Origin of the sequence: Salibacterium lacus, from assembly GCF_042684865.1 — a bacterium.
GTDB lineage: Bacteria > Bacillota > Bacilli > Bacillales > Marinococcaceae > Salibacterium > Salibacterium lacus.
The window spans coordinates 904,287-920,303 of the sequence record NZ_JBHUML010000002.1 but is presented as its reverse complement, the minus strand read 5'-3'; the positions used below and the strand labels follow the sequence as shown (position 1 = coordinate 920,303).

The window sequence follows — 16,017 nt, the reverse complement described above, 5'->3', positions numbered from 1 at the left end:
AGTCGAAGGATTTGACTACGTTGTATTAACGACCCTTCATCTGATATCAGATATTGTACGCATTCACACTGCCATCTTCCCTTATTGTCCCAGGCTCCTTTTACTGTTGGGTGGCATGTCTGCGTTGTTCATCCCTGTATCAGGAGAATCCGGGGGGCTGTTTTGTTCTCCCAGGGCAGCAGAGCGGGATATGGCTGCCTGTACGCTTTTTTTGAATGCATCCTGAAGGTTATGTTTTTCCATTTCCTGAAAGGCAGCTTCTGTCGTTCCGCCGGGGCTGCGTACTTCCTGGTAAAGTTCCGCGGAGGTTTGACCTGATTCACGCATCCGGACTGCTGCGCCGAACATGGTTTGAATGATCAAATCCCGGGCTTCTTCTTTCGGGAGGCCGGATGCCGCCGCTGCCTGTTCCATGGCTTCGGCAAAGTAATAGAAGTAGGCGGGCCCGCTTCCGGCTATACCGGTAACCGCGTTCATATCTTCTTCTTTCACGACGACAGCCGTTCCAATAGCAGAGAACAATTCAGAAGCCGCCTGCAGGTGCTCGTCCCGGGCATGTACCCCCTTTGCCAGAGCGGTGGATGATTGTCCCACTTTGGCCGAGGTATTTGGCATTACACGTATAACCGGATTGTTATGATGCAGCTGCTCTTCAATCTGGTTGGTTTTTATGCCGGCGAGCACGGAAAAGATTACTTTGTCTTTTGTTAATCCGGGAGCGGCAGCCTGCAGGGCATCTTCGAGTTGTTTTGGTTTGATGGACAGAATAACAATGTCTGCTTCTGCAGCAGCTTCGGCGCTGTCAGAAAAAGGGCGGATGCCATAGGTTTCTTTTAAGTGGGCTAAACGAGCCTCATTGGAATGATTGGAAGCCAGGATATAGTGCGGCGGCAGCAGTCCATCGGCGATGAGACCGCCGATGATGGATTCTGCCATTGATCCTGCACCGATAAATGCGATTTTCTTGTCCATATCGTTTATGAACCCCCTATTCCTTAATCTGGCCGGAGCCGTCTACGAGATATTTAAAGGACGTCAATGCTTCGAGTCCCATTGGACCACGGGCATGCAGTTTCTGCGTGCTGACTCCGATCTCCGCGCCGAATCCGAATTCAAATCCATCCGTAAAACGAGTGGAGGCATTGTGGTAAAGAACAGCAGCATCAAGCTGATTATAAAAATAATGCTTGTGCTCCGTATTTTCTGTAACGATGGCTTCGGAATGTCCCGTTCCGTACTGTTTGATGTGGGCAACGGCTTCTTCCGGATTTTTCACGATTTTTACAGCGGCGGTCAAATCGAGAAATTCTTCCTCCCAGTCCTGTTCAGAGGCCCGCTTAACATCTGGATGAAGCGATTGAATATAATGATCTCCCCGGATTTCGACTCCTTCAGCGTGAAGTGCTTCTATCAGCTTTTTACCATGTTTTTCTGCCCAGTTTTCCTGCACGAGAATCGTTTCCGCTGCATTGCAAACCGATGGACGGTCGGTTTTGGCGTTCACTGCTATCCGAACGGCCATATCTTCTTCGGCACTTTCATCGATAAAAACATGGCAGTTGCCGACCCCCGTTTCGAGTACCGGGACGGAAGACTGCTGTACGACGGTCTGAATAAGACCGGCGCCGCCTCTTGGTATGAGAACGTCGAGGTAGTCGTTCATGGTGAACAGATCTGAAGCTGCTTCTCTTGAGGTGTCCTCAGCCAGCTGGACCATTTCTTTGGACATGCTGCTGGCAGCAAGTGCAGTGTGAATAGAAGCGACAATCGCTGCGTTGGAATAGTAGGCAGAAGAGCTTCCGCGTAAAAAGGCGGCGTTACCGGTTTTTAAACATAAAGCGGCGGCATCTGCGGTCACATTCGGGCGAGCTTCGTATATAATACCGGCGACGCCAAGCGGCACACGAACCTTTTGAATGTGTAGGTCATTTGGCCGGCTCCAGGATTCCATCTCCTGTCCAATCGGGTCTTTGAGTGCTGCCACCTGCCGGAATCCTTCCGCCATTCCCTTGATTCTGGTTTCAGATAGGCGGAGGCGGTCCATGAGGGCGGTGGAAATCCCATTTTCCTCACCGGCTTTAAGATCTTTTTCGTTTTCGGCCAGAATGGCTGGTATATCCTCTTCCAGTTGAGCGGCCATCACGCGCAGCAGTTCATTTTTTTCATTTGAGGATAAAAGGGCAGCAGCAGCGGAAGCTTCTTTGGCTCTTTTTCCCTGGTCAATCATCATACTCATTATCATTTTCTCTCCTTTTCTGACGGGACCCATTCATCCCGGTGAATAACTTCTGCTCTTTGTGTTTCTGTCCGTTCCACAGCTTCCTGGGAGGACTTTCCTTTGATGTCCTTAATTTCGTCGGCGGACATGTTGACCTGTCCTTTGCCGATAAGGTTTCCCCGGTTGTCTTTTACCTCTACCACGCTTGCTTTTTCAAAACGTCCGTGTACTTCCAAAATACCGGCAGGGAGCAGGCTTCTTCCTTTTTGAAGAAGGGCCGTCCGCGCGCCGTCATCTACGATAAGTTCACCAGCCGGCAGCGAGTGAAGGGCGAGCCACTGCTTTTTGCTGTTCAGCACGAAACGCCCTGGGAATCCGATGTAGGTCCCGTCTCCCTTTCCGGCAAGAATATCCTGGAATGAAGAAGGTCCTTCGGCTTTCCCGATAAACGCCCGCAGTCCCAGAGAAAGACCGGTTTTTGCTGCCTGAAGTTTAGATTTCATCCCTCCGGTTCCGACAGCACTTCCGCTTCCTCCCGCCTGTTCAAATTGTTCATCTTCTATCTCCGATAAAAAATGATATCGTTTGGCGTTTGGGTCGGTGCTCGGGTTGGCATCATAAATGCCGTTAATATCGGTGATAATCATCAGGCATTCAGCATGAATCAGCCCTCCCACAAGAGCGGAAAGCATGTCATTATCTCCAAACGTCAGTTCATCAACGGCAATGGAATCATTTTCATTGATGATCGGCAGAACGCCGCGTTGAAGAAGTTCGGTTAATGTGGAATAGGCATTTTGATACTGCGATTTATTAGAGAAATTGTCCCTTGTCAAAAGAATCTGGCCGGTTTCAATCTGATAATGACGGAATGCCTCTGTGTAAGCCTGCATTAACCGCCCCTGTCCGACAGCGGCCGCAGCTTGTTTTCCGGCAAGCGTGACGGGCCGGGTGGGATATTTCAGTCCCGAGAACCCAGCCGCAACTGCACCGGAAGAAATTAAAACAACCTGATGTCCGTCCTGATGCAAAGCCGAAGCAGCCTCTACAAACTCCAGCAGTTTCGAACGGCTCAGTCCGCCTCCGTCAGCGGTAAGGGAGCTGCTGCCGATTTTTATGACGACTCGTTCTTTCTTCATTGTCATCCTCCGAATACGTAATGAACAACATAAAAAAACTCTTCCATCCTTCAATCAAAAGGACGGAAGAGTACGTTTTCCCGCGGTACCACCTTTATTAGACGAACCTTACACGTCCGTCTCTCTCTATCTTTTTGTATCGGAAAAGTACCGGCCGGGTTCATTCCCCGGCAGCTCCAGGGCGGGTTCGAAAAACAGCTTTTCCGTGCCGGGGTTTCAGCCTCTCCCCCCGCTCTCTGTACTGGAAACGCGGTATTTTCTACTATTCCCTTTCAAAGCCTTTATATTGTCCGCCTGTTGTTATATTTACTATGCTACTTCTTATTATCTGAAACATGGAATTTGTTTGTCAAGTCATACGAGTGATAAAGTGAAAGAAAAGTACAGGAGGGAGAGACTGGATGGTGCAGAAACGGCCGAAAACGATACTGATCACCGGTGCATCGAGCGGGATAGGGAAAGAACTCGCTGTCCGCGCTGCACGAAAAGGGCATCACCCGTTATTGACTGCCCGTTCCCGGGAAGCATTGGCCGAACTTCAGGAAAGCCTGCATCAGGAAGGGAAGAAATGCACGATATATCCGGCAGACATTACGAACGAAGCTTCCTGTCAAAAGGTAGTGGCGGGTATGATGGAAGAAGTGGATGAACTGGATGTTGTTATCAATAACGCGGGCGCCGGAGTTTTTTCTGCGGCCGATGACCTCGATGCAGAAGACGCAGCCAGGATGTTGCATGTTAATATTTCAGGCCCTTTTTTCATGACCAAACAGGTGCTTCCGATTATGAAAAAACAGCGTCGCGGTCTCATTATTAACATTGGATCGCAGGCCGGTAAAATCGCGACGCCGAAAGCTTCTGTCTATGCGGCCTCCAAGCATGGAATCATCGGTTTCAGCAATGCACTGCGGCAGGAAGCCCGGGAATTTGGAGTGTATGTTTCTGTTGTCAATACCGGGCCGGTGCGGACGCCGTTTATTCAAAAAGCCGACCGTTCGGGACAATATGAAAAATCGGCAGGCCCTTGGATGCTGGATGCCGGCAGAACAGCTGAACGCATTCTGAAACTCATCACTCGGCCCCGCCGGGAACTGAACATGCCCTGGTGGATGGATGCTGCGGCCCGCCTTTACCAGGTGTGTCCCGGATTGATAGAAAAAGCGGGGAAGCACTGGTTTCAAAAGAAATGAAGCAGCTTGCCGCCCGGCATAGTTCGTGCTATCCTGAAAATATATTACTGTTAAAGGGGGCGGACGAATGCTTACACCACGAACAGGGATCGCCGTCTGGCTCCGTTCCACCAAAAATGTGCGCCACCTGCGCAGATACGGAGTCGTTTACTATGTATCCAAACGTTTTAAATATGCTGTGTTGTACTGTAATCAATCAGACGTTGATGACGTAATACAAAAAGTAGAGGCCCTGTCTTTTGTTGATAAAACCGAAAAATCCCGAAAACCGGAAATCCGAACCGAGTTCAGCGGCCCCGTCAAGCCAAAGGAACAGGATTACCATTACAATACGGGCCTGTAAGAAAATCGGGGACAAATCAATCCCTGAAGGGAAAACACGCTTTCGATTATCAAGAAATGATAGTCGGAAGCGTTTCTTTTTTGTTCTCTTCATTTGAGAGGTTGTTCTATTTATTATAGAATGACAGGAATAGAAAGAAGGGAACAGGAAATGATCGATTGGAAGAAGAATTTATATATTCTTACGGCTTCGATTTTTATTGTCATGGCTGCGATGACAATGATTGTGCCTTTTCTCCCGCTTTACCTGCAGGAACTTGGAATCACTGATCCTGCCAAAGTAAGTACATGGGCGGGACTTATTTTCGGCATTAATTTTTTCAGCGCGTTTCTCGTCTCTCCTTTATGGGGGAGGCTTGCGGACAGGCACGGCAGGAGGTTGATGGTGCTTCGCTCCGGTTTTGGGATGGCAGTTGTTATGATACTGATGGGTTTTGCCTCCGGCCCTTGGAGCCTCTTCTTCTTCCGCCTCCTGAACGGAACGATATCGGGCTTTAATCCGGCTTCCATTGCTCTTGTTTCCACGAATACCCCAAAAGAATACGTTGGTCGTGCTCTTGGTATTTTGCAGGCGGGAGCGGTGGCCGGAAGCATCTGCGGCCCTCTTTTTGGAGGGATTATGGCCGAAGTCATCGGATTCCGGATGATTTTTAATATTACAGGAATAGCGATTGCCGCTGCCGCTTTGACGGTTTTATTTTTTGTGAAAGAAGATTTCACTCCTCCGATTCATGAAGAGAAAACAAGCACGATGGATGATTTTAAAACGATCGCCCGGATCCGGCCGATTCCTTCCATTTATGCTATTATCTTTGTTATTCAGTTTGGACTCGTCGGCATAAATCCGCTTGTTTCTTTATTTGTGGAAGATTTAAGCGGCGGGATAAACAGTGCTTTCTTTGCCGGTCTGGCTGTGTCGTCGATGGGCTTTGCAAATATGCTGGCTTCTCCCAAGCTCGGGAAATGGAGTGACCAAAAGGGTGCGCATTATGTGTTGTACGGTTCGTTGATCGGCGCTTTTCTGTTTTCCATTCCGCAGGCCTTTGTCACCGAACTGTGGCAGCTTATTACCATGAGGTTTTTTACAGGCCTTTGTCTCGGAGGACTGCTCCCTGCTGCCAACACGTTGATACGACAGCTGGCACCTGAAGGGATGGAAAGCAGGACGTACGGTTTTTCGAACAGCTTTTTGTTCCTTGGTAACATGCTGGGTCCGATGATCGGAGGTGTTATTGCCGGAGTGACAGGAATAAGAAGTTTGTTTATCATGTCGGCTTTGCTTCTTTTTATCGGCATAGTTCTAATGAGAAAGCAGGTTGTTCCTGTACTGGGAAGTAAATAAAAAAAGGCTGTTCCTCAGGGTAGAAGGAACAGCCCGTCCGTACCATGACGGACTATGGGAGAGGAGAAACCGGAGGAAGAACTTATGGGGAAACGTAAGTCTTCTCCGCGGTTGTCAGCAGCACGGATTCATGCTGCTGTTTCTCATTGTGTACGTAATTTTATCAAACTATACATGAATACGGGAAAAAGTATCAAATACTGTTGTTGGACCGTTTGTTGTTGTATGGTAGGATAAGAACGACATCGACGAAAGGGATGCGCTGATATGCGGGTTGTTTCAGGAAAATACAAAGGAAAATCGTTGAAAGCGGTCCAAGGAATGAAAACAAGGCCGACTTCTGATAAAGTGAAGGAAGCTTTATTTCAATTAATCGGTCCGTATTTTGAGGGAGGAGCTGTACTGGACCTTTATGCCGGTACAGGAAGCCTTGGAATCGAAGCGTTGAGCAGGGGGATGGAACAGGCTGTATTTGTGGACAAGCATCCTCAGGCTGTACGGGTGATCAAGCAGAATCTTCAAGGGGCGGGAGTGGAAGAGCAGACGGAAGTATACCGAAATGAAGCAAAACGGGCGCTTGCTGCTCTTGCGAAACGAAAAAGGTCCTTTGACTATATTTTTATGGATCCCCCTTATGCTGATCATCCTATTCCGGCGCTGCTCGGCACTGTTTCCGATGCAGAGCTTTTACGACAGAATGGAACTGTTATCTGTGAACATTCCAGTGCTGCAGAACTTCCCGAACGCATCAGCCGATTGGAACAACAGGTCGTCCGGCATTACGGGGATACCAGTATATCCATCTACCGGACGGCGGAATGAAGGAGGAAAGAAAATGGCGGAAACTGCAGTCTATCCTGGTAGTTTTGATCCTGTAACGAACGGCCACCTTGATATTATTGAACGAAGTGCCAAAGTCTTTAATAAAGTGGTGGTTGCCGTTTTACATAACCGCAATAAAGAACCGCTTTTCTCGGTTGATGAAAGGCTTACGATGTTAAGGGAATCCGTTGAAAATATACCGAATGTGGAAATTGACTCGTTTAACGGACTGCTCATTGATTATGTCCGTCAGAAACAGGCGAAGACAATTATACGCGGTCTGCGTGCGGTTTCGGACTTTGAGTATGAGCTGCAGGCAGCTTCCATTAACCGAAAGCTTGACCCTGAAATTGAAACGTTTTTTATGATGACAAACAATCAGTATTCCTACCTGAGCTCGAGCATTGTGAAGGAAGTCGCGAAATACGAAGCGGACGTTAAAGAACTTGTCCCAACTCCTGTCACCGCTTATTTATACGAAAAGTACGGACCGTTTTCCGGTGAATAAAAATGGGCTGTTCCAACAGAGGAACAGCCCCCTCTATTTATCGTGAGCCGCGTGTCCCGGCTTTTTTCTGAGATGGAGACAAATCAGATAGAACAGAAGAATACAGATAGAAGCGGTACCGCCGAAACCAGCGGCTGCATTCATTCCCTGTTCCCAGAGTGACACCATCATCGTGTCCTGGTCCGGACCTGTGAAAACGGACTGATCGGTCCGGAATAGATACAATGGTTCAAAGCTCACATAGGCAATGATTGCTGCAAGGACCGCGTGCATACATCGAGCTGCCAGAAAAGGCAGGTAACGGATATCGGTCTCCGCCAGGATCCCCGCTACCTGAGCGTGTACGGATAGACCGCTGAAGCCGAGAATAAACGAAACGACCACTATCTTCTCAAGAAGAGATACAGTATCCAGGCTGCTTGTCAATCTGCTTCCTGATGTGATTTCAAGAATACCTGATAACAGCGGAACGGCTGTTTCCGTTCCTATGGACAAAAGAGAAAGAGCGGCCGCCGGGAGAACGGAGAGATACTCGATGACCGCCGTTACCTGAAACATTCGGTAAAGGACGGAAAAAATACAGATGAATCCGCCGATCATAAGCAGAGTGTGCACAGAAGAAATGACTGCGTCTCCCAGTTTTTTCCCAAACGGGCGCCTGTCCTCCTGCTGTTCATCAAGCAGCGCTTGGAAAGCCGTACGAAATGAAAACACTGAAGAGGAAACAGTACCTTGATCACGGTAAGCATGAAACCGCATTATAAGGCCGACAATAATAGTTGAACTGTAATGGGAAAAGGCGAGCAGCAGACCCAGCTCCGGTGTGTGAAAAAAACCTGCAGCAACGGCACCGCCCAGAAACAGCGGGTTGGAAGCATTGGTGAAGCTGACTAAACGCTCTGCTTCCCCTCTTGTCACCTTCTTTTGTTTTCGAAGATCGGCTGTGAATTTTGCTCCTGACGGAAAACCGGTAATAAATCCAGCCGCCCATACGAAACCGCCTGCTCCCGGAACACAAAACAGCGGCCGCATCACAGGGTCAAGCATCACACCGAGAAAACGGACAACCCCAAAGGCGGTTAAAAGTTCAACAGTAACAAAAAAAGGGAAGAGGGCAGGAAAAACATTCCGTCCCCAGATGAGCAATCCGTTTTTTGATGAATCAAGCACTTCATTGGGGTATAGAATTAAACACAGGGCAAAGGAGCAGACAGAAAGTGCTGCCGCTGCTCCTGCTACTTGATTTTTTTTCAAACCGGATTCCGCCTCCTGTTTCAATCAGCTGTATGCATCCAAGCTTGAAGCATCCGCTGCTGTGTTTAGTATAAAATAGGATGGACTCAGGAACAGATTGTCAGGTTGTCCTGTTCTGATTTATATCTATGTAACAATAGAAGCGGGAAACACCGTTTGAATAAAAAAGATATATGACAAAAGGAGAAACCCAGAATGATGAAACAACTCCGCTCCCGGCGCACCTGGATTATTATTATCGTTTTGTTTGCTGTTCTCGCGTTGAATCAAATACCTCTGCCGTATTACTATTCCCAGCCTGGAGAGGCTTCCCCTCTCCATGATATGGTTACTGTTAAGAATGGGTATGATGAACAGGGAGAATTTTATTTAACAACGATCAGACAGCAGCGGGCTAATATTCCTCTCTATATCTGGGCGCAGTTATCCGAATACCGCGATCTCACACCAACGGATCAGTTTCTCCGGGAAGGGGAGACAGATGAAGAATATTTCCACCGTCAGAACAGATTGATGAACAGCTCCCAGGAAGCTGCTAAAATTGCAGCATATAAACAGGCGGACAGACAGTATGACGTAGAATATGAAGGGGTCAAAGTCTCAGAGGTGATTGAGGGGATGGATGCCCGAAATCATCTGCAGGCGGACGATCTTATTACTGAGTTGAATGGAGAAAAAGTGCGCACCCTGGAGAAAATGAATGGCAGACTGGAAGGAATGGAAGCTGGAACAGAGGTGACGCTGACAGTGAAAAGGGGGGAGGAGACCCTGCAGGAAACAGTGGAGATATCGAAATTTCCAGAAGAAATGACCAGTTCCAGCCGTGCCGGTTTAGGTTTGTTGTATCCGTATACGAAACGAAATGTTCAGTTTGACCCCAATGTTGAAATCGATGCTGGTTCGATAGGCGGTCCTTCTGCAGGATTAATGTTTTCACTGGAAATTTACAATCAGCTTACCGAGAATGATTTGACACATGGTATTGATGCAGCCGGCACAGGTACGATAGATGATGAAGGAAAAGTAGGCCCAATTGGAGGAATCTCCGAGAAAATTGTAGCTGCAGAGAATTCAGGCGTGGATGTCTTTTTTGCACCGGACACTGATGCAGCCTCCCCTTCCAATTATGAACAGGCGGAAAAAACGGCTTCCGACATAAACGCAGCCATGACCATCGTTCCCGTCCAGCATATGGAGGATGCGGTTTCTTATCTGAAAAACCGTGATTCCGCATCCTGACAAATCAATCCCCGAAAAAAAGCGGGGGTTCTTCATACTCGCGCCGCCATCTGACGGTGCGCTCTGCCGCGGGAAGCGGAAGGTAGTAAGCTGCCGCAGCTTTTTCGTCCAGCTTCTGCTGCGGGGTTTTATCTTTGGGCAGAGAGGAAATCATAGGGATATCCACATGTTTTTTGATGGTATTTAAATAGGCTCTGCCGTTCCTGTTCATCCCGAGAATCCGGATGTGGTCGGCCTGCCCGTTTTCCATGGCAGCGGCGGCTTCGCTTTTAGAAGTACCGGTAAGAACCTGGACGCCAAAACGCTGCAGTCTTGTCCACGTATAACGCTTGGTCTTGAAGGCATGCATGAATTCGTGGAACGTGGTGTTCCGCTTGATAACAGCCTGCATACGGTGGTGAAGTCCTTCTTCTGCTTCGTACATTTCTTCAAGCAGAGCCGCAGGCAGAGTCAGTGCTTTGGCCTGCAGGTAAGGAAAATACTTCTCCCATTCAAAAAAGAAGGAACCGGAATCCAGATAATTCTTAAGATGCCGGTATACCGGAGCAGGAAGGGTTTGCTCCACGGCTTTTGGTGTACCCCCTTCCTCTGTCAGGCGGCGCCGGATGCTGGTGGCGCTTGAAATGTCCGCGCCTGTCAGGCGGTCGTCATGATAGCCTGCTGTCACACGCGGAATGGTCTGCAGACTCATCGAACTGCCCAGTTCATTTACGGCTTTGGTATAAAAATAACCGAGTATATTGTTTGGCTGCGACAAGTCGGGAAGATGCTTTCCGGGGGCCATATGCTGAAACGCCAGCGAAGCCGCTTTTGGAAAGCTGAAGCCGAGACGGCTGTATTCCCTGATACGATGTCCGTATTCCAAACGACGGTCCTGAAGGAAGTCGAACAGATTTAAAAAAGGTTCGATCCGTCCATGCTCGCTGCCAAAGCTGACAGTATCCGCACCCAAATGGTGCAGAATCGAAACAGCGCCTCTGGCAAACCACTCCGCATGCTGACTGGAGAAGATGTATGGCAGCTCCACGACAAGATCGGCTCCGCTCTGCAGAGCCATCTCAGTCCGTTCGCGCCTGGGAAGCAGGGCCGGCTCTCCGCGCTGCAGAAAATAGCCGCTCATGACGCAGATCACAACGTCAGCATCAGCAGCTTCACGGGAGGCCTGGAGATGATAGTGATGCCCGTTGTGAAAAGGGTTGTATTCAACAATCAGACCGACAGCTTTCATGCTGTGTACGCTCCTTTATCCACCCGGTGGAACAATGACAAACCGGTGGTAGTTATTCTTCATTGATTACAGTATAATGTAAAGAAAAAACATTGACAAATAGGTTTATGGTGGATATAATTACTCTTGTTGTCCAGAGGTGATACCCAATGAGATGGAGTATTCAACAACTTTTAGCAAAAAAAGGCGAAGGACTGGAAATCGAATCGACGGCCGATGTCAGTGAACTGATAGACCGGGACAGAGAACTGCGGGATATCAGTCCTGTTCAGATTTCCGGAAGAGGAGATTTCACAGGGGAAACCGTTACCTTCCATGTCCGTCTGAAAGGATCGATGGTCCTTCCGTGTGCCCGCTCGCTTGCTGATGTCAACTACCCATTCAACATCCTGATGACGGAAAGTTTTCGTCTGGACGGTATGCAGGCCGATGAAGAAGATGTTCACCTGCATGAACCGGAGAATGGTTATGTAGACCTGCTTCCTTATGTGAAAGAAAACATTCTGGTTGAACTTCCGATACAGGTTTTTGCCGAAGATATTGATGATACCGAATCACCGGCGCCTCAAAACGGAAAAGACTGGGATATTATTACGGAAGACGAAGCAGCGGAAAGAAAAGAAAAGGAAGAAAACGATATCGATCCACGAATGGCCGATTTAGCCAAGTATTTTGACAAATAAAAATCAGGCGAAGGCATTCGTTCTAAAATGGAAACTGAAATACCTAAAAGGAGGTGTGACTGATGGCAGTACAACCTAGACGTTCTTCCAGTACTCGTAAGTATAAACGCCGCACGCACAAAAAACTAACCATAAAAGGTATGGTGGAGTGCCCGGATTGTGGAGAAATGAAATTATCGCACCGTGTCTGCAGAAACTGCGGCTCCTATAAAGGAGAAACCGTGGTGGAAAAGAACTAATAATGGTGTAGAGAAGCTGTTTTACCGAAAAGACTTTTCGGTAAAACAGCTTTTTTAGTATGCCTGACATGTAAAAGTTCTGCCTGAATAAAAAAGCGTCTTCCCTTTGTTCAGGAATAAAAAGAGACAGAGTGGGATATAATCGTTTGATAGAACGATTCTATCTTTCAGAAGCTGTTCATAGAAATGAAACAAAAGAACGGAGGGATGAAATATGACGGGATTTCGGCAGGACGCGTGGTCCACGGATGAAGATATTATGCTCGCAGAAATTGTGCTGCGGCATGTCAGGGAAAAAAGCACCCAGCTGGCGGCTTTTCAGGAAGCAGCAGACAAATTATCCCGTACCGCAGCTGCGTGCGGATTCAGGTGGAATGCATGTATTCGTAAAAAATATGAAAAGGCAGTAGAATTGGCGAAAATGAGGCGCAGTGGAAATGATGAAGAGGAAAAAGAAGACGTCGAGGATATAAAACACCCGTCCGCAGAGGAAAGCAACCAGGGCGTGCAGGAACCGGTAAAACGAGGGGCGGCAGAAAATGATGAAGAAGGATTAAAACATCAGCTGCAGGAAACTATTTCTTTTCTGAAAGGTTTGTCGGACGTACTGGAAGAGCGCGGGGATAATGGGGAAGCACTGGCCGCAAAAAAAGAGGCCATGGAGGCGGAGAATAAAAAACTGGAAGCGGAACTCGAGCGGATCAAACAGGAGTTTATGCAGCTCCGGCAGGATTATAAAGCGCTCATGGATGTAATGGATAAAGCAAGAGCGCTGTCGGAAGGTTCACTTTCCACTCTGACCGAAGATAATGTAGAAGAAAGCAGCTGACCAAACGGAGCTTGGAACAAGCATGACCAGAAACAAAAATCCGAACGATTTGCAGAAAAATCGTTCGGAAATTTTTTATCTGTTTTCTTATTCCGGAGGAGCCATATCCGACTGAACGGGGGACTGTTCCTGTGGTTCCACCCCTTCCGGGTACCATACATAAGGGTTCTCACCGCGGTCCCGTTCCGGGTTATACGTGACATTTTCAAAGTCCATTTTCTCCCAGAAGTAGTCGGAACGCTGACGGGCGTTTGTTTTGACCGGGAGATTAAAGGACTTTGCGTAGTTGACGAGTGCTTCGCCGAATCCGCGGTCGCGGTACGGCTCGAGAACTTCCAGCTTCCAAAGTTCCAGGTAGTTCTGGGGTGGTTCAAAATAAAAATCAAATTTGGCGTCTATTTTATATAAACACATACGTGCCACCAGCCGGTCTCCATAGTATATGCCGTAAAAAGGAGATTCGCTGTCATTTTCAATAATATTCTCCTGCAGTTCTTCTTTCATGGAAAGTTCCTGAACGCCGACTTCCTTGAAATTCTGAAATTCTTCAAGGGTCTTGAAATTAACAAGAAGTCGTTTTATTTCCGGTTGTGTCATATTCATCCTCCCTTATAAAACGGTTTCTCTTCATTTTACTATAAAACCGGTCTGTTTTGGAGGTGGATGTTCTGGTGCGGGAATAGGCGTAATTCTTTTAATATTCAAATAGAATTAGATATTGTCAACGGTCTTTAAATTTTATATGCTGGCAAAGAACATATTTACATAGACAGAAAGTTGGAAGAACGTTGACAGATGTATTGGTTGCAATTGGGGCGGTGCTTCTCGCTTTTCCACCGGCAGTATGGTATCTCATTTATATCAGTGTCGTCAAAACCACTAAAAATAAAGGGAAAGCACTCCGCAGCGCATCGGATAGTACAGCAGTACTCTTCATTGCAGGCGTGGGTCTTCTTTTACATGAGTTAACCGGTGATTCGTATTTATGGCTGCTGCTCATTATTGTACTGCTTACGGCCGTTACTTTTACCGTGATTCATTATAGAACAAAGCATGATATTGAATTTAAGCGCCTGGTAAAAGGAATATGGCGCTTCACTTTCTTTCTTTTTCTGATGGTGTACCTTCTCCTTTGTTTGTATTCATGGGGAAGTGGTTTGCTTTCTACTTTCCTTGGCTGAAAGAACATGATAGTCTGAATATCAGAAAGAGTATGATGCGGCACTGGAAAGGTTGGAACACAATGCAGGCAGAAACAGTCCCCCCGTTTCATCGAACTTCCTTCGTGGAAGATTACATAAAACAGGACAGCCGTGCTCTTGCTTTTTTTGATTACGGCCCGTCGGACGAAGATATAGAGCAGCGCGAAAGAGAAGTGACCTCTAAAAACTTTCAACGCACAGAATTGTACAACGTTCTTTATACATACAACCAGCAGCATTCATGCAGCCGCTCCACCCTGGAGCAGCTCGAAAAAGTTAAAGATCCGGAGTCTTCTGCTGTGATCACCGGACAGCAGGCAGGACTTCTGACAGGACCGCTTTATACAATATTTAAGGCTGTCACGGTATTGAAAGAAGCAGAAGAAAAAGAAAAAAAGATAAATAAACCGGTGTTCCCTGTGTTTTGGATAGCTGGAGAAGATCATGACTGGGAAGAGGTCAACCACATTTATCTTCCCGGTGAAACCGCCCCGAGCAAAATCACTTATCAGGGAGAAGTGAAGCCCGGACACCCGGTTTCTGAACAGAAATTGGAGACAGCAGCATTTGAGGCATGGTGGAAAGAAGTTTCTGGGATTCTCCACGAAACACCACACACCAAAGAGTTATATGAAAGCTTCAAAGAAATGGCCGGGCGATCTGACTCTGTATCGGATTTTTTTGCAGAAGTGATGCACTGGCTTTTCAGCGGAAGCGGCTTAATTTTGATGGATGCCTCCGACCAGGGGATCCGGAATCTGGAGTCTACCATGTTTCAACAGCTTGTTAATGAAAATGAAGCGGTGGAACAGGCTTTGAAACACGGGCTGAAGAATCGGGGAGAAACGGCATATGGACGACCGGACGGTTTTCAGGAAAACAGCTCCCATTTTTTCTATCACGACCCGAACCGCATCCTTCTCTATAAAGAAGGAGTCGATGATTTCTCTGATAAAAATGGGCGTGTTCATTTTTCGTCAGCCTTCCTCAAAGAAGAGGCGGCCTGCCACCCGGAGAAATTCAGTACGGATGCTCTTACCAGACCGCTTGTTCAGGATATGCTCCTGCCGGTCCTTGCTTATGTGGGAGGACCGGGTGAAATCAATTACTGGTCGGTCCTTCAGCCGCTTTTTCATCAGTTCGGCCGGTTTGTTCCTCCGGTCCTCCCCCGGGCGGAAGGAACTTTTATTCCACGGAATGTGCAGTCGGCGCTGAACAGGGAAAATCTCTATGGCGAGGCTCTTCTCCGACACGGTCCAAAAGCGTATGAGATGCAGATCCGGGAGAACGCCGTAACCATTGACGGTACGGTTCTCGGGGAAGAACTGCTGCAAAACATCCAGCCTTATCATGACCGGATGAGATCGGCCTGGGAAACAATCGCTCCCTCTGAGAAGAGTTACGGGGAGACGAACTGGAACATCATCGAACAGGAAATCCGGGCATTTGCCGGGCGGATCAACCGGTATCAGGAGGAACGCGAAGAAGAACGAATCAAGCGGATAAACAGAGCCGGCCGGATTCTTCTTCCTTATGAACGTCCACAGGAAAGGGTATATAATATATTGTTTTTCCTAAATGAGTACGGCAGTCATTTCGCACTGGATGTGCTGCAGGTTCTCCAGCTGAACCAGGAACGCCATCATTTAATAAACTTGTAAAAAATAAGAATAATCCTGCGCCCTGCGGCGGATTTTCGTCCCCTTCATAAAGAAGGGGATTTTTTTGTCGGCAAAAAATTTTAAAACAGCCGTGGTATAAAGTGGGGGAATGTGGTACGTT

16 protein-coding genes, 1 pseudogene and 1 other annotated feature are annotated in these 16,017 nt (G+C 47.7%); of the genes and pseudogenes, 11 read left to right on the top strand and 6 right to left on the bottom strand.

Going from position 1 to position 16,017, the window contains the following annotated elements; translation table 11 throughout:
- Positions 1 to 81: 81 nt before the first annotated feature.
- Genes proC through proB form a run of 3 tightly spaced genes read right to left on the bottom strand, consistent with a single transcriptional unit; the run spans position 82 to position 3,357 of the window.
- Positions 82 to 972 (bottom strand): pyrroline-5-carboxylate reductase, encoded by an 891-nt coding sequence (gene proC, locus ACFSUB_RS05520; RefSeq protein WP_380712187.1) that lies wholly within the window; start codon positions 970 to 972, stop codon positions 82 to 84.
- A gap of 16 nt (positions 973 to 988) precedes the next feature.
- Entirely contained in the window at positions 989 to 2,236 is a 1,248-nt protein-coding gene (locus ACFSUB_RS05515) for a glutamate-5-semialdehyde dehydrogenase (protein WP_380712186.1), read from the bottom strand.
- A gap of 2 nt (positions 2,237 to 2,238) precedes the next feature.
- On the bottom strand, positions 2,239 to 3,357 hold the full coding sequence (proB, locus tag ACFSUB_RS05510; protein WP_380712185.1) for a glutamate 5-kinase: 1,119 nt from the start codon (positions 3,355 to 3,357) through the stop codon (positions 2,239 to 2,241).
- A gap of 55 nt (positions 3,358 to 3,412) precedes the next feature.
- Positions 3,413 to 3,642, bottom strand: a binding site (T-box leader).
- Positions 3,643 to 3,758: 116 nt separating this feature from the next.
- Between proB and ACFSUB_RS05505 the strand changes: the two genes are divergently transcribed.
- From ACFSUB_RS05505 to coaD, 5 genes and pseudogenes are all read left to right on the top strand, one after another.
- Positions 3,759 to 4,547: an SDR family NAD(P)-dependent oxidoreductase gene (locus ACFSUB_RS05505; protein WP_380712184.1), complete on the top strand. Its 789-nt coding sequence runs from the start codon at positions 3,759 to 3,761 to the stop codon at positions 4,545 to 4,547.
- A 67-nt stretch (positions 4,548 to 4,614) separates the two neighbouring features.
- Positions 4,615 to 4,890, top strand: coding sequence for a YlbG family protein (locus ACFSUB_RS05500; protein ID WP_380712183.1), 276 nt, complete (start codon positions 4,615 to 4,617; stop codon positions 4,888 to 4,890).
- A 150-nt stretch (positions 4,891 to 5,040) separates the two neighbouring features.
- Positions 5,041 to 6,231 carry an MFS transporter gene (locus ACFSUB_RS05495; protein ID WP_380712182.1) on the top strand — a complete coding sequence of 397 codons (1,191 nt, stop codon included), beginning with the start codon at positions 5,041 to 5,043 and terminating at the stop codon, positions 6,229 to 6,231.
- 264 nt (positions 6,232 to 6,495) lie between these two features.
- Positions 6,496 to 7,053: pseudogene (gene rsmD / locus ACFSUB_RS05490) on the top strand (16S rRNA (guanine(966)-N(2))-methyltransferase RsmD); the annotation flags it as partial.
- 13 nt (positions 7,054 to 7,066) lie between these two features.
- Positions 7,067 to 7,561, top strand: a complete 495-nt coding sequence (coaD, locus tag ACFSUB_RS05485; RefSeq protein WP_380712181.1) for a pantetheine-phosphate adenylyltransferase — start codon at positions 7,067 to 7,069, stop codon at positions 7,559 to 7,561.
- A gap of 33 nt (positions 7,562 to 7,594) precedes the next feature.
- On the opposite strand, the gene ylbJ is transcribed toward coaD, so the two are convergent.
- A complete protein-coding gene (gene ylbJ, locus ACFSUB_RS05480; RefSeq protein WP_380712180.1) occupies positions 7,595 to 8,815 on the bottom strand; it encodes a sporulation integral membrane protein YlbJ in 1,221 nt (406 codons plus the stop codon).
- A gap of 195 nt (positions 8,816 to 9,010) precedes the next feature.
- Here ylbJ and ACFSUB_RS05475 point away from each other — a divergent pair, with 195 nt between their 5' ends.
- A complete protein-coding gene (locus ACFSUB_RS05475) occupies positions 9,011 to 10,054 on the top strand; it encodes a SepM family pheromone-processing serine protease (protein WP_380712179.1) in 1,044 nt (347 codons plus the stop codon).
- Between the two features lie 4 nt (positions 10,055 to 10,058).
- On the opposite strand, the gene ACFSUB_RS05470 is transcribed toward ACFSUB_RS05475, so the two are convergent.
- The gene (locus ACFSUB_RS05470) at positions 10,059 to 11,282 is read right to left on the bottom strand and encodes a nucleotidyltransferase (protein ID WP_380712178.1); all 1,224 of its coding nucleotides are present in this window, start codon (positions 11,280 to 11,282) and stop codon (positions 10,059 to 10,061) included.
- A 149-nt stretch (positions 11,283 to 11,431) separates the two neighbouring features.
- Here ACFSUB_RS05470 and ACFSUB_RS05465 point away from each other — a divergent pair, with 149 nt between their 5' ends.
- The 3 genes from ACFSUB_RS05465 to ACFSUB_RS05455 all read left to right on the top strand — a co-directional run bounded on the left by ACFSUB_RS05465 (position 11,432) and on the right by ACFSUB_RS05455 (position 13,033).
- On the top strand, positions 11,432 to 11,965 hold the full coding sequence (locus ACFSUB_RS05465; protein WP_380712177.1) for a YceD family protein: 534 nt from the start codon (positions 11,432 to 11,434) through the stop codon (positions 11,963 to 11,965).
- A 62-nt stretch (positions 11,966 to 12,027) separates the two neighbouring features.
- A complete protein-coding gene (gene rpmF, locus ACFSUB_RS05460) occupies positions 12,028 to 12,204 on the top strand; it encodes a 50S ribosomal protein L32 (RefSeq protein WP_380712176.1) in 177 nt (58 codons plus the stop codon).
- 214 nt (positions 12,205 to 12,418) lie between these two features.
- Complete coding sequence (locus ACFSUB_RS05455) at positions 12,419 to 13,033, top strand: RsfA family transcriptional regulator (protein WP_380712175.1); 615 nt, start codon at positions 12,419 to 12,421, stop codon at positions 13,031 to 13,033.
- Between the two features lie 87 nt (positions 13,034 to 13,120).
- Here the strand turns inward: ACFSUB_RS05455 and ACFSUB_RS05450 are convergent, their stop codons facing one another.
- On the bottom strand, positions 13,121 to 13,630 hold the full coding sequence (locus ACFSUB_RS05450; RefSeq protein ID WP_380712174.1) for an N-acetyltransferase: 510 nt from the start codon (positions 13,628 to 13,630) through the stop codon (positions 13,121 to 13,123).
- A 191-nt stretch (positions 13,631 to 13,821) separates the two neighbouring features.
- Between ACFSUB_RS05450 and ACFSUB_RS05445 the strand changes: the two genes are divergently transcribed.
- Both ACFSUB_RS05445 and bshC read left to right on the top strand, forming a co-directional pair.
- On the top strand, positions 13,822 to 14,214 hold the full coding sequence (locus tag ACFSUB_RS05445) for a DUF3397 domain-containing protein (protein ID WP_380712173.1): 393 nt from the start codon (positions 13,822 to 13,824) through the stop codon (positions 14,212 to 14,214).
- 62 nt (positions 14,215 to 14,276) lie between these two features.
- The gene (gene bshC, locus ACFSUB_RS05440; protein ID WP_380712172.1) at positions 14,277 to 15,896 is read left to right on the top strand and encodes a bacillithiol biosynthesis cysteine-adding enzyme BshC; all 1,620 of its coding nucleotides are present in this window, start codon (positions 14,277 to 14,279) and stop codon (positions 15,894 to 15,896) included.
- Positions 15,897 to 16,017 lie beyond the last annotated feature (121 nt).